This is a genomic window from Listeria monocytogenes (assembly GCF_900187225.1).
In the GTDB taxonomy this organism is placed as follows: Bacteria; Bacillota; Bacilli; order Lactobacillales; family Listeriaceae; genus Listeria; species Listeria monocytogenes.
This window is the reverse complement of the sequence record NZ_LT906436.1, coordinates 592,014-605,830: the sequence shown is the minus strand read 5'-3', so window position 1 is coordinate 605,830 and position 13,817 is coordinate 592,014. Positions and strand designations below refer to the sequence as shown.

Annotated in this window: 12 protein-coding genes; 4 read left to right on the top strand and 8 right to left on the bottom strand. The window is 37.2% G+C overall.

The features are described 5' to 3' along the window. Position 1: 1 nt before the first annotated feature. From CKV70_RS02995 to secA2, 4 genes are all read right to left on the bottom strand, one after another. Positions 2-1,027: a WxLIP family cell surface protein gene (locus tag CKV70_RS02995; RefSeq protein WP_014600577.1), complete on the bottom strand. Its 1,026-nt coding sequence runs from the start codon at positions 1,025-1,027 to the stop codon at positions 2-4. A 68-nt stretch (positions 1,028-1,095) separates the two neighbouring features. Continuing rightward, positions 1,096-1,809 (bottom strand): WxL domain-containing protein, encoded by a 714-nt coding sequence (locus CKV70_RS02990; RefSeq protein WP_003732646.1) that lies wholly within the window; start codon positions 1,807-1,809, stop codon positions 1,096-1,098. A 258-nt stretch (positions 1,810-2,067) separates the two neighbouring features. Beyond that, positions 2,068-3,240 carry an AI-2E family transporter gene (locus tag CKV70_RS02985; protein ID WP_003723390.1) on the bottom strand — a complete coding sequence of 391 codons (1,173 nt, stop codon included), beginning with the start codon at positions 3,238-3,240 and terminating at the stop codon, positions 2,068-2,070. A gap of 115 nt (positions 3,241-3,355) precedes the next feature. Next, complete coding sequence (gene secA2, locus CKV70_RS02980) at positions 3,356-5,686, bottom strand: accessory Sec system translocase SecA2 (RefSeq protein ID WP_014600575.1); 2,331 nt, start codon at positions 5,684-5,686, stop codon at positions 3,356-3,358. 424 nt (positions 5,687-6,110) lie between these two features. Here secA2 and CKV70_RS02975 point away from each other — a divergent pair, with 424 nt between their 5' ends. Then, the gene (locus tag CKV70_RS02975) at positions 6,111-7,541 is read left to right on the top strand and encodes an invasion associated endopeptidase (RefSeq protein ID WP_014600574.1); all 1,431 of its coding nucleotides are present in this window, start codon (positions 6,111-6,113) and stop codon (positions 7,539-7,541) included. Positions 7,542-7,628: 87 nt separating this feature from the next. Beyond that, a complete protein-coding gene (locus tag CKV70_RS02970) occupies positions 7,629-8,813 on the top strand; it encodes a class I SAM-dependent rRNA methyltransferase (RefSeq protein ID WP_012951274.1) in 1,185 nt (394 codons plus the stop codon). A gap of 30 nt (positions 8,814-8,843) precedes the next feature. Here the strand turns inward: CKV70_RS02970 and CKV70_RS02965 are convergent, their stop codons facing one another. Both CKV70_RS02965 and CKV70_RS02960 read right to left on the bottom strand, forming a co-directional pair. Next, positions 8,844-9,500, bottom strand: a complete 657-nt coding sequence (locus CKV70_RS02965; protein ID WP_003732650.1) for an alpha/beta hydrolase — start codon at positions 9,498-9,500, stop codon at positions 8,844-8,846. A gap of 21 nt (positions 9,501-9,521) precedes the next feature. Next, positions 9,522-9,731 (bottom strand): YdbC family protein, encoded by a 210-nt coding sequence (locus tag CKV70_RS02960; protein ID WP_009925352.1) that lies wholly within the window; start codon positions 9,729-9,731, stop codon positions 9,522-9,524. A gap of 164 nt (positions 9,732-9,895) precedes the next feature. Here CKV70_RS02960 and CKV70_RS02955 point away from each other — a divergent pair, with 164 nt between their 5' ends. Together CKV70_RS02955 and CKV70_RS02950 are read left to right on the top strand one after the other, a co-directional pair. Beyond that, positions 9,896-10,648 (top strand): threonine/serine exporter family protein, encoded by a 753-nt coding sequence (locus CKV70_RS02955; RefSeq protein ID WP_003723384.1) that lies wholly within the window; start codon positions 9,896-9,898, stop codon positions 10,646-10,648. 13 nt (positions 10,649-10,661) lie between these two features. Further along, complete coding sequence (locus CKV70_RS02950; protein ID WP_003723383.1) at positions 10,662-11,120, top strand: threonine/serine exporter family protein; 459 nt, start codon at positions 10,662-10,664, stop codon at positions 11,118-11,120. 53 nt (positions 11,121-11,173) lie between these two features. Here CKV70_RS02950 and CKV70_RS02945 read toward each other — a convergent pair whose 3' ends face one another. Next, entirely contained in the window at positions 11,174-12,637 is a 1,464-nt protein-coding gene (locus CKV70_RS02945) for a MucBP domain-containing protein (RefSeq protein ID WP_014601749.1), read from the bottom strand. A gap of 429 nt (positions 12,638-13,066) precedes the next feature. Next, a complete protein-coding gene (locus CKV70_RS02940; RefSeq protein WP_003721369.1) occupies positions 13,067-13,795 on the bottom strand; it encodes a GntR family transcriptional regulator in 729 nt (242 codons plus the stop codon). Positions 13,796-13,817 lie beyond the last annotated feature (22 nt).

The window sequence follows — 13,817 nt, the reverse complement described above, 5'->3', positions numbered from 1 at the left end:
TTTATTTTTCTTGTTTGTTTCTTCGTTTTCTGATTACAAGAATAATTATTAGCGCAATCAGAACAACGCCCGCCGCTATTGCAACGTAAAGCCATGTGTTTGTTTTCTCTAGGTTGACTGCTTCTTTATTTAAATTTTGTCCTTCCTTACCAATGGTGAACGCTTCGTCCCAAGTCCAGGTTTCCACGCCATTCGTTGCAGTCATTTTTAATCTGTATTTGCCTTCTTTTAAAGGTTGATTTTCCCAGTCAATCCCAAAATCAAAATTGGAATTTGGCGCCATTTTCATATTTGCTTTCTTTGTTTGGTAAAGTAATTTATCCGAATTTTGTTGATAGACTTTTGCATCAATACTTAGGTTTTCCAGAATGACTGGTTGATCGTTTTGTAAGTTGGCAACTATCGCTGTGTGATAGTTGAGGAGTGCCGGTTTGATACTGAGTAAATTCATATGTGGTTTGACTTGTTTGTCGGATTCAGCTAGTTGCATGCCGACAATATAGGAATATTCATTTTTTAAGGAGACACCTTTTGTTTTCTTTGTCTCTTTGGTGTTTTTCTTTTTAAACTCTACTGCGCCCAATACAACGCCATCAATCGATTCAGCTGGCATTTCAATCATCACTTGGACGGTCTTTTTACCATTTACTGGTATCGTTAGGCGTTTTTGGTCGTCTGGTATTTCAGCTAATTCTGGAAGTGGATATTTTAAACTTTTATCTTTTTTCGTAAGGTCATTTTTTGTGTAATCAATAATACCAGTTCGATTGGTGGATGCGTAGTTGATTGCTGCTTCCACTTGAATTTCTTCATTTGAACTATTCAATACATCGATTTCTACTGTTTGTTTTTGTTTCGGCTGCATTTTTAAATCAAAATAAGTTTGTCTTTTATCAATTTGATTGGCAGGAATATGAGCTTGAACAGAATAGCCAACATCTCCTTCTGCCGCCTGTGCTTCTGTAAAATTGCCACATGTGACTAATAACGGAATAATGAACAATAAACTAAGAAAACTTTTCTTCAATTAAACCTTCCTTCCATCGTCTTTAATAAAAATTTTGCGTCTAGAAGTGAATTCTAAACGCAAATTTTTTAAACTCCTGGCGCGTCAGATAATGTCCATGTAATAGTCGCTTCATGGTCTCCAAGTGTTGCGCTTCCTGCTGGTATCGTTAATTTCACGTTGTCATTTAAGCTAGCTGTATCATTTGGTGTAGCGCCAAACCAACGATTAATCCATGTTCCCATACCTTCCGATTCTTTTGCTGAAACAACACTCACGATTGAAGTTCCATCTGTTGGTAATTCAACTGTTTGAGCAGCCGTTGGGGTCGTTGCTGTGGTGCTAGCAGATGCTGTTTCTCCGTTTTTAAATGATAGTGTCGCTCCTGATAGGGAAGCTGCGCCGTCTTCATTTTGGAAAGCCGTTGCGGTTGCTGTCACTTTCCAACCAGCTCCAGTTCCACGACGGTCAGAAATTTGGATGAAAGGTTTTCTTGATGTGGAGGAGTAACTTTGTTCCGTGGATGATACTTCATGTTCCCCAAAATTAACTGATGACACATAATCCAATGTTAATGAACCAGTATTTCCAGTTCCTGGATCAGTTGGATTACTTGGATCTAGCGGGTCAATTGGTTTCGTAGGATTTTCCGGATCAACCGGGTCAACTACGCCTGTCCCCGCTTTAAATTTAACAGTTGCTTTTGAATCCCCCTCAGAAGTTACCGCAAAAGCAGATGGTGCGAAAAGTGTGACTGAACTTATGCCAATTAATCCTACAATTAATGTTTTTTTGAAAATCATTTTTTGTTTCCCCTTTCCTTGTACATTGGCTTCATATTATGATGAAAAATGCGTCAATTCAATGTACAATTTATTAAAAAAGAGAATAAAATCATATTATTTATTCGTTTTCGTAATATATATTACATAAAAATCGCGCTATTACTACTCTCACCTTGTAAAGAGAAAAATTATGTCTTTTTTGTGAACATTAATTTTAACACGACAAAAAAACACTATTAGCAGAAAAATATTTTCTAACTAATAGTGTTTTTTATTTTATAATTCTTTTTCTTCCGTTGGTGTTTCTACATATTCACTTTCAGGTTGTTCCCCGTAAAGTCCGGAGATTCGTTTGAACCAGATAAATACATGCGTTACGATGACTTTAAGTACCGCATAACCTGGTACTGCGAAAATAACGCCTAGTACACCGAATAGATTTCCGGCTACCAAAATAACGAATAAAATCGTGATTGGATGTACTTTTAACGTTTTACCCATTACTTGAGGAGAAATAAATTTACCTTCAAGTAATTGAACAACACACCATACAATAATCAATTTAATTAATAACCAAGGTGAAGTAACAATCGCGATAATAATCGCTGGTGTAATCGCAATTGCTGGTCCCAAATAAGGAACAATACTAGTACATGCTGCGATAATAGCAAGCGTTAATGCATACGGTAAACCGATAATTAAATAACCGATAAATAACAGAATACCAATACATAAGCTAACGATAATTTGTCCACGAATATATGAACTAATTTGGTGGTTTGCTTCACCAAGCACTTGGCGAGTATGCGCACGACCATTTACTGGTAACATTTTTAGTAGGAAGTCTGGTAATTTTTTTCCATCTTTTAATAAGTAGAATAAAACAAGCGGCGTTGTTACTATCGCTAAAACAACCTCTGTTACCGTCCCAACAATACTACCAATACTTGAAATAGCACTGTTAATTACAGACGTACCTTTTGTGGAGAGAGTCTTCATGATATCGCTCATGTTTGTATTTAATTTATCTTTTAATTGGTCAAATAAGCTCGAGCGACTGAACTCGTCAAATTTCTGTGTGATTTGGTCCCAATACCCCGGGAATGATTTGAACAAGCTAACAATCTGATCTTTCACAGCTGGAATTACAAAACTAAATAGTAAAATGAGTAAACCGATAATCACTAAGTATAGTAATGCAATCGCCCAACCTCGCTTCCACTTATGTTTCTCTAACCAATCAATGATAGGATTAAATAAATAGTAAGATATCCCGGCTAAAATGATTGGTGCAGCAACGGTTTTAAGAATTACCATTAGTGGATCAAAAATAAAGGCAATCTTAGTTAATACATAAATATCAAGTGCTACTAAAAGAAAAATTAGTAACCCTAGTACAAATTTGTTTTCAATAAAAAATTGTTTAAACTTTGTGAATGACCCCTTCACTTTACCACCCTCTTTTGTCTAAATTTATTTTTGTTTGATACTATTATATAGATTAATACCCTCGTTCTCACTAAATTACCCATAAATTTGGAAAAAATCAGACGCAAGTTGTATTTTAGCCTTGGATTAAGCCGTCTGGATCAAGTTCAAGTAAGGCGTGAGCGAAGTAGAAATGATAGTCTGCTTGGAATTTCTCAAATAATTGGGCCCCTTCTTTTTGGTACATGACTAATGGATCTTGTTGTCCATATGCTCGCAAGTGGATACCTTCTCGTAATTGTACCATCGCGTCCAGATGCATGACCCACATTTGGTCCATTAAATTCAAATACACTTCTCGTTCTATTGCAGCAATCGTCTCAGCCGGGAATTTATTGCGTTCTTTTTTATGCCAAGATACGATTTCTTCCACAACTTCTCTCGGTTCCATTAGCGTTACTTGGTCAAAAGAAATAGGGAATTTCGTGCCGCCAAGCAATTCTTTTTGACGTGAATAATAAATTTCTAACTCTTCTTCCGGAATATCACTTGGATGGATAAATGAATATTCGGCAACTTCACGTAGAATTTTTTCGGAAGATACTCCAAGTTTATTTCTTTCTAATAATAAATCGCGTTCTTTATATACCATTTTGCGTTGTAAATCGATTACTTCATCGTAGGAAAGCAAGTCTTTACGAATATCGTAGTTTGCTCCTTCTAGACGTTTTTGTGCATCAACAACGACAGCGTGAATTTTCCTTGAATTAACTGGTTTCCCATCACGTGGCGCTTTGCGTTTAAGTTTCGCGGAAAGTTTCTCCCAGCTTTTACTTTCAAATTGCTCTAACAAATCATCTTCCAAGGAAATCATAAATTTACTGAAACCAGGGTCACCGCGTCGTCCAGAACGTCCCATTAGCTGTAAATCTATCCGACGACTCTCATGTCGCTCCGTCCCAATTACAGCTAGTCCACCGAGCTTATGCACATCTGGATCCAGTTTGATATCCGTTCCCCGACCAGCCATGTTCGTTGCTAAAGTTACCATTCCGCGTTTCCCAGCTTTGGCAATTATTTCCGCTTCTTGGGCATGGTTTTTCGCATTTAATACTTGGTGGGGAATTCCAGCAGCATCAAGTAAGCCACTAATCCATTCATTACTTTTAATAGAAGAAGTTCCGATTAAAGTTGGCTGTCCTTTTTCATAGCGCCACGATACTTCATATACAATCGCGCGCCCTTTTTCCTTTTTCGTATAAAAAATGTCATCTTGCATATCTTCCCGATTTACACGTAAATTGGTAGGGATTACCACGACATCCATGTTGTAAATTTGACGGAATTCTTCTTCCTCAGTTTTAGCTGTTCCTGTCATTCCAGAAATTTTCTTATACATCCGGAAGTAGTTTTGAATTGTAATTGTTGCTAGCGTACGTGATTCTTCTTTTACTTCAACACCCTCTTTTGCTTCGATTGCCTGATGGAGTCCATCATTAAAGCGCCGGCCTGGAAGCGCACGACCAGTATGTGGATCGATAATTAATACTTCATCATCAAGCACCACATAATCTTTATCTTTATGCATCAAGAAATGAGCTCGCATTAAAAGCATCGTAATTCTAAGTTCTGACTGCGCCTCTGCGGAATAAAGTGATTCGACACCCCAAAACTTCTGGGCTTTCTCAATTCCTGCATCATTCAACCAAACAAAGCGTTTATGTTCTTCCATCTCATAATCATCTTTCATCATCTTCTTCACAAGCTTATTCGCTTTATGATAAAGGGACAAATCTTCTTCTTTACGGTCAGAAATAAGTAGGGGCGTTCTCGCTTCATCTATTAAAATTGAATCTGCTTCATCTATTAAAACAAAATCAAGTCCACTTTGTACTTTATCTTCTTTTTGGCGTACCATATTGTCGCGTAAGTAATCAAAACCAAATTCAGAAGCCGTTCCATAAATAACATCTGCTGTATAAATGGCCTTTTTTTGGGCTATGTCTAAACCAGATTCATTTAACGCAACGGAAACACCAAGATATTCCAGCACTTGTCCAATTTCTTCCCGATCACGTCTAGCTAAATACTCATTGGCAGTCACAAGGTGTACACGATTACCACGCATTACTTCTATAAACATAACAAATAACGACATCAATGTTTTACCTTCGCCGGTTTTCATTTCTGCCACTTTGCCATCGCCGAGAACGAGCGCTCCAATTAATTGCACTACAACCGCATCCAAACCAATAATTCGGCTAGCTGCTTCTCTCGCCAAAGCAAAAATATTAATTTTATCTCGATCAGTCATCGGTTTTGTCTTGAACTTCTCGCGCCAAAAATTGGTTTGTTCACAAAGTTCAGCCTGATCCATATTTTTATATAAGCCCTCTTTTTTAACAATTTGGCGGGCTATTTCTCGATACTGTTTCACTATTTTTCGATCATCATAATTCTGTCTCATTATATAACATCCTCCATACCTTCTATTATAGAATACCATAAACTCATCTGGCAATTCATTTCGAGTCACGAAGAACGGAAAAACTGCCGGTTTTTATATTACAAATGTATTAAGTTTTTCTATTAACAAAAAACAATAGGTTTCCCATAGCGAAAGTTGTTGATTAACGTTCACATCCCACTTACACTATAAAGGTTTACCCAGCAATACATCTCAAGCCCTAAGAATACACGTTCGCTTTTCAACTGTTACAGAATTATTACAAATAGTTGGTATAGTCCTCTTTAGCCTTTGGAGCTATTATCTCATCATTTGTTTTTTAGGTGAAAACTGGGTAAACTTAGTATTAATCAATATAAAATTAATTCTCAAATACTTAATTACGTACTGGGATTTTCTGAAAAAAGAGAGGAGTTTTATGAATATGAAAAAAGCAACTATCGCGGCTACAGCTGGGATTGCGGTAACAGCATTTGCTGCTCCAACAATCGCATCCGCAAGCACTGTAGTAGTCGAAGCTGGTGATACTCTTTGGGGTATCGCACAAAGTAAAGGGACTACTGTTGACGCAATTAAAAAAGCAAACAATTTAACAACAGATAAAATCGTACCAGGTCAAAAATTACAAGTAAATAATGAGGTTGCTGCTGCTGAAAAAACAGAGAAATCTGTTAGCGCAACTTGGTTAAACGTCCGTACTGGCGCTGGTGTTGATAACAGTATTATTACGTCCATCAAAGGTGGAACAAAAGTAACTGTTGAAACAACCGAATCTAACGGCTGGCACAAAATTACTTACAACGATGGAAAAACTGGTTTCGTTAACGGTAAATACTTAACTGACAAAGCAGTAAGCACTCCAGTTGCACCAACACAAGAAGTGAAAAAAGAAACTACTACTCAACAAGCTGCACCTGTTGCAGAAACAAAAACTGAAGTAAAACAAACTACACAAGCAACTACACCTGCGCCTAAAGTAGCAGAAACGAAAGAAACTCCAGTAATAGATCAAAATGCTACTACACACGCTGTCAAAAGCGGTGACACTATTTGGGCTTTATCCGTAAAATACGGTGTTTCTGTTCAAGACATTATGTCATGGAATAATTTATCTTCTTCTTCTATTTATGTAGGTCAAAAGCTTGCTATTAAACAAACTGCTAACACAGCTACTCCAAAAGCAGAAGTGAAAACGGAAGCTCCAGCAGCTGAAAAACAAGCAGCTCCAGTAGTTAAAGAAAATACTAACACAAATACTGCTACTACAGAGAAAAAAGAAACAGCAACGCAACAACAAACAGCACCTAAAGCACCAACAGAAGCTGCAAAACCAGCTCCTGCACCATCTACAAACACAAATGCTAATAAAACGAATACAAATACAAATACAAACAATACTAATACACCATCTAAAAATACTAATACAAACTCAAATACTAATACGAATACAAACTCAAATACGAATGCTAATCAAGGTTCTTCCAACAATAACAGCAATTCAAGTGCAAGTGCTATTATTGCTGAAGCTCAAAAACACCTTGGAAAAGCTTATTCATGGGGTGGTAACGGACCAACTACATTTGATTGCTCTGGTTACACTAAATATGTATTTGCTAAAGCGGGTATCTCCCTTCCACGTACATCTGGCGCACAATATGCTAGCACTACAAGAATTTCTGAATCTCAAGCAAAACCTGGTGATTTAGTATTCTTCGACTATGGTAGCGGAATTTCTCACGTTGGTATTTATGTTGGTAATGGTCAAATGATTAACGCGCAAGACAATGGCGTTAAATACGATAACATCCACGGCTCTGGCTGGGGTAAATATCTAGTTGGCTTCGGTCGCGTATAATTAATAACTTAAAGTAACCTGTGGAGCAAGCAGTTCGCTTCACAGGTTTTTTGTTGGAAATTTTATCTTAATGAAAGACGGTGCATGATGAAGAATCTGGTAAAAGTAAAAGTTTTCCCTAAGTTCACAAAAGGCTATAAGGAAGGTTATCCCCTCATTCTTAAAGAACGAATGGAAAAATGGCCAAAAGAATTACAAGAAGGCGACGTATTAGAATTAACTGATACGAATGGTCAATTTATTGCAAGAGGATACCACGGAGAACAAAATAAAGGTAGCGGCTGGCTTTTCACTTGGGACAAGAAACAGCAACTAGATGAAGACTTTTTAACGAACCTAATTACTACAGCAATCGAAAAACGTCAATTTCTATTTGCAGATGACTCTACTACTGCTTTTCGGATTTTTAATGGTGAAGGAGATGGACTTGGTGGTTTCACTGTTGATTATTACGATGGCTATCTCGTAATCCAATGGTACAGCCTAGGTATCTATGCTTTCCAAAAAATGATTATTGATATCTTCTTATCTTTCCCAGAAATAAAAGGTATTTATGAAAAAAGACGTTTTCAAGAAGATACAAAAGACGATTTCGTCGCCGGTCAAAAAGCAACTTTCCCACTTATTATTAAAGAAAATGGCATTAATTATGCGACTTACTTAGATGATGGTTGGATGACAGGCATCTTTCTAGATCAGCGGGATGTGCGGAGAAGAATTAGTGAGGATTATTCTGTTTCCAAAAATGTCTTAAATACATTTTCGTATACAGGGGCATTCTCGGTAGCGGCTTTATTTGGTGGCGCGAGTAAAACGACAAGCGTAGATGTGGCTGGTCGTTCGCTCAGCAAGACAAAAGAGCAATTAGAAGTAAATGGTCTTGATCCAAACGAACAAGCAATTATCGTAGAAGATGTTTTCCATTATTTCAAATATGCAGCGCGCAAACAATTAACTTTTGATTTAGTTGTTGTCGATCCCCCAAGCTTTGCACGCACAAAAAAAGTAACTTTCCGAGCGGCGAAAGATTACCCAGCTATGCTTCGTGAAATCATTGACATCACTGCTCCAAACGGCACTATCATTGCTTCAACAAACTATGCAGGATTCGGTATGAAAGCATTTAAAAAATTAATTGCGGAGGCCTTCCAAACAAGCGATCGTACTTATAAAATTGTGGAAACCCATTCCTTACCCGCAGATTTCACAGTTAATAAAAACTTTCCTGAGGGGAATTATTTAAAAGTGCTCTTTCTTACTTTGGATATTTAAAAAACAGCGACCAAGCGTGGTCGCTGTTTTTTATTTATTTTTCACTGGTTGGTTTGGCAAAAAGCTTTCAAACCATCTATATAAGTCATCTTCTTCCGCTTCGTTTACATTGTGACCGATAAAATAACGATGCTTCTCCACCTGACAACCCATTTTCTCGAAAAGTCGGGCGATGTCATCTGCTTCAGAAATTTGAATGACAGCATCTTCTATACCGTGACCGATAAAAATACGTTTGTCTTTCAACATTAAGTTAGCGGGTCTTTCTTCCATATAATACGGCAAACGTCCGCTTAACAAGGCTGCTGCTTTATATTGACCGCCATAGCTTTGCATAATGGATATCGCTAGAACTGCGCCTTGATCAAATCCTGCAAGAAAAACTTGTTCTTTATCAATTGAAATGTAATCAGTACAAATTTTATCAATAAATTGTGCGACACGTAAGCTTATATAATCTACCTCTCTCGGGTTGGGGTCGCCTTCTGTCACCATATGATAAAAACCGTAAGCAGGACCATATTCTACGTCTCCACGCATGGAAACAACGACAAATCGGTCCATTAATAATTCTAGTCGTCCTGCCATTTCTAGCTCGTCCCCCCCAAAACCATGGAGAGCAAAAATCACTGGAAAAGTATCTTCATCTTTTCTACCAATTGGTTCGTAAATATCATAAGCAAACATTCTCATTCTTTACACCAGCCCTTAATCTAACAGTTTTTTTAGTACTTCTGCTTCTTCATCAGTTAGTGTAATCCCTTTTCCCATTTTCTCATGATCTTCTGACCAGTCGCGGATATCATATTTAGGTGGACGGCCGTTCCAGCTGACTTTATTTAATTCCTTTCGCCAACCACGCGCGTTTTCAGATAATACGCCGATTTCTTCTATGATTTCATATTCAATATTCGCCAAAATAATCCTTATCCTTTCTGATTCTATATCTACCATACTATCAAATATTTACCCCAAATCACATCGAAACAATCGCAAATTCAAAAAATGCACCCTTTCCACTAGAATTTTTGATTTGATTGCGTTACGATTGAGAAGGAATAAAGGGTTGGAGGTGCTTAGTTATGTCGAATGAAACAACAGATTATTTGCTAGAAACATGCTTAATGGCAGGAAAAATAATGATGGAAAGTGGCGCTGAAATGTATCGCGTGGAAGATACAATGAACCGCATTGCAACCGTCGCTAGTAATAAAAAAGGAATTAGTTTCGTGACGCCAACTGGGCTTTTTATGTCGCTTGAAGGAGAACGTAATGTGCAATTACAGCAAATTCCGACAAGAACCATTAATTTAGAAAAAGTATCTATGGTCAATGAATTTTCCAGGGATTTCGCTGAAAAGAGAATTTCCTTAAAAGAATTACATACAAAACTCGTTAATTTAGATAAAGATGTTCGCTACTTCCCTATTTGGTTGCAAATTATTGCGGCCTCACTAGTTAGTGGCTCGTTGATGGTTATTTTTGGTGGTGGTTGGTTTGATTTTATTCCAACTTGTATTATTGGCGCAATCGGTTTTATTATTTTTTACTACACGCAGATTTTTATGAAGGTGAAGTTTCTAGCGGAATTTTTAGCTTCATTAAGTGTTGGGCTCCTAGCTGTTTTGACGATTTCGGTTGGTTGGGGTATTAATTTAGATACGATGATCATTGGTGGCGTGATGCCGCTTGTTCCCGGGGTGCCGATTACGAATGCAGTTCGGGATTTACTTGCTGGGCATTTGCTTAGTGGAATGGCACGCGGAACGGAAGCGCTACTTACTTCTTGTGCAATAGGAATTGGAATCGCGGTTGTTTTCCGCTTTTTCTTATAAAGGAGGCGCTATAATGGATTTAGTTTGGACTATTATTATTCAATTAGTGCTGAGTTATGTTGCAACTGTAACGTTTGCAATTATTACAAATGTGCCAAAAAGAGCGCTGAATGCTTGTGGTATTACAGGGACATTTGGTTGGATGGCTTACTGGACTTTAATGCAAATGGATTCTGGGACGGGGGCATCTTCCCTAGCCGGAGCTTTTGTGGTCGCTGTGCTGAGTCACTTTTTTGCGAAACATAAAAAAATGCCGATTACGATATTCAATGTTCCAGGAATTGTGCCACTAGTTCCCGGGGGCCTCGCTTACCAAGCCGTGCGTAATTTTGTGTTAGGTGATTATACGGAAGCGATTGGCTTTTCTGTTCAAGTTACAGTGGTTGCTGGCGCTATAGCAGCGGGATTAATGCTCTCGGAAGTATTCAATCATAGTATTAGGGCATTTCGTGGACGGAAAGAACGTATTTAAAAAAGCAATCTCTAGACGAGATTGCTTTTTTATTATCGAATAATTTGATTTACTTATGGCTCAGGAATCAAAACTCCATAAACAAGTATCTGATACGTAACCACCACATCTTCGCTAGTCAGTGTTCCTTCGCGATTGGCTGGTATACTTTGGTAGTTTTCCCATCTCTCAATCCCAGTACTACTGAAATCGGCATTTTGCGAAATAACATAGGGGATTTGTTTCCCTTGATTATCCAGTATATTAAAGGTCATTCTTTCCGGTAACGAATATGTTTCCCCTTCTCTAGCTGGAATAACAATATCAGGCACTGCTTCACCTTGATTATAAATTTGTTGATTGTAATTTAATCTCATATGATATTGATCTAAATTAGGATAAATAGGTACTAAATCGCCGTTTTTATAAGTTGTTAAATCCGTTAAAACAAATGGATCCCCATTGCTATCAACAAATTTAATTGTTATTTTAACATCTTGCGCTTCTTTCGTATATATATACGTTACTTCTATAGCTTGATTAGTGAAAATACCATTTGCATTGTTTGGCAGTTTCGTTGTATCTAATGTGTATCCATCAATTTGTAATTTGTATTTATCTGTTGAAGCATCATATGGTTCGCCAATATTACCGCTAATTGTTTGTGGATCATGGATTTTGTTTCCATCCTGATCGAGGTATTTAACAGTTACGGTAGCTACAGGCACTTTTTGATAAACATAAGTAACAACTTGCGCTTTCTCTGTAAAAGTTCCTGTTGTATTTCCGTTCACTTCTTTTAATTGGTATTCCTCAATATTTTTCGTTGCAGTCTGATATGGTTGGCCAATGTCGCCTTCGAGTGTTTCACTAGTCGCCAGTGAATTTCCTTGTTCATCCTGATAGTTTACAGTTACAGTCCCTTTTCCAACTACGGGCGGTGTATTATTTTTACTTGTGTGTATATATCCTACATACGTATACCCTTCAATTGATTCGGGTTGTTTCGTTTCTTTCGTTCCTTTTGCAACTGTTTGAGATTCTTGGGTTTTTAAGTTACTATTTTCTGTTGCTTGGACAATCGATCCGACTAACAAACTACTACCGCCAAGGACAACAAGAAATACTAGCAACTGTTTGGCGTGTCTTTTTTTCAATGTAATAAGTCCAATACCACTTCCGAATAAAATAAACCCTAGGATGATTAAATAACTATTTGCGCCAACATCTCCCGCTTTTAATAGTGTCCCATTTTGATTTTTATTATTGTCAGAAGTATTATCTATATTTGTAGTTGGTTCTGATGTGTTTTTTTGATACACAAAGGAAAAATTTTCATAATCATTCGTAAGTGTCTCGTTTGGATTTCCTTTGATAATACTATTTTTTTGCGTTTCCGTTAATGTGCTGATATTAATGTAATTATACGTCACATTGCTTGTATCAGTTTCAGCAGCATTCACCGGTGAATTTCCAAAAAGAAAACCTGTGAAAAATAATATTACTGCGAATACGCAAAGAAAGTATTTTTTCTTCATAGTACTATCCCTCCTCATATAACTAATTTCTCATTTTAACTGCTCACGCTCCTATCAAAAGGAGTACTATACTAGCACTTAATTGAGCTCAATAATTATATATTAGGCAAAAAACATTATCAATGAGTTGAAATATGTCTATTTCGTGAACAAAAATGATTTCTTTTAACTATTTAAATAATCTTATACTAGGAGTAATATTATTCCTTTCCACAGTTCCGTATAGCTTAAATGGTAGAACTATATTTAAAATTTGTGCGTAATTGGGTTAAATATTATATAAGAATCCTAAATTATTATCAAGCGTGTAAATATGTCTATTTTGTGAACAATCCCATTCTTTTGTATAGAATTGAACCTAAAATGCTTAGATATTCAAAAAAGAAGCTAGATAAAATGATTTCTCACTTTTTCTAGCTTCTTTTTATTTTATCGTCTAGCGATATTCACGGTAGTAAAAACGAATTTATCATAACGGTGGCGCGATCTGGAAAATTCAAACGCGAGACCATTGTTTAAATACACGGTTTGTTCTACTTCAACAACTGGGTCATCAGAAGCGCAGTCGAGATATTGCTGATCAAGCAGCGTCGCTTTATCCGCGCGAATTTGTTTGTACGAACTAGCGATTTTTAGGTTCAAATCATCTTGAATATACGAATAAATCGATCCTTCCAAAATTTGCTGATTGATGCCTGGGATAACCCCAACTGGCATATACGTGTGTTCTAATACATATGGTTCATCTTTCACTAGCCGAACACGAAGAATATCATAGATTGGCGTTTCCATTTCGATATGAAGGCGCTCTGCAATTTCTTCGGTTGGAAAAATGACTTTAAACTCGATTACTTTACTAATAACTTTCTTACCATTCAAAAGTTTAGTGAAGCCGTTTACCTCTTGGTTATGAATCTGCAAGCGGTCCGCGTCCAGCGCCGATTTGATAATGAAAGTACCATGTCCACGTTTCCGGTATAGTAAGCCTTCAAGTACAAGTACTTCAAGCGCTTTTTTCATTGTCATTCGACTACAATCAAACTCTTTCGCCAAAGTTATCTCATCAGGAATAGGTTGATTAAGCGGATAGGCGTGATTCATAATTCTTTTGCGGATTTCTTCAGCAATAAAGCTATATTTTGTCTGGTTCTGAGCCACGGAAGTTCACCTCTTTACACAT

Excerpts from the sequence above, each read along its gene's own strand:
- CKV70_RS02990 (WP_003732646.1), bottom strand. The coding sequence starts at position 1,809 with ATGATTTTCAAAAAAACATTAATTGTAGGATTAATTGGCATAAGTTCA.
- secA2 (WP_014600575.1), bottom strand. The coding sequence starts at position 5,686 with ATGAGACAGAATTATGATGATCGAAAAATAGTGAAACAGTATCGAGAA.
- CKV70_RS02975 (WP_014600574.1), top strand. The coding sequence starts at position 6,111 with ATGAAAAAAGCAACTATCGCGGCTACAGCTGGGATTGCGGTAACAGCA.
- CKV70_RS02970 (WP_012951274.1), top strand. The coding sequence starts at position 7,629 with ATGAAGAATCTGGTAAAAGTAAAAGTTTTCCCTAAGTTCACAAAAGGC.
- CKV70_RS02965 (WP_003732650.1), bottom strand. The coding sequence starts at position 9,500 with ATGTTTGCTTATGATATTTACGAACCAATTGGTAGAAAAGATGAAGAT.
- CKV70_RS02955 (WP_003723384.1), top strand. The coding sequence starts at position 9,896 with ATGTCGAATGAAACAACAGATTATTTGCTAGAAACATGCTTAATGGCA.
- CKV70_RS02950 (WP_003723383.1), top strand. The coding sequence starts at position 10,662 with ATGGATTTAGTTTGGACTATTATTATTCAATTAGTGCTGAGTTATGTT.
- CKV70_RS02945 (WP_014601749.1), bottom strand. The coding sequence starts at position 12,637 with ATGAAGAAAAAATACTTTCTTTGCGTATTCGCAGTAATATTATTTTTC.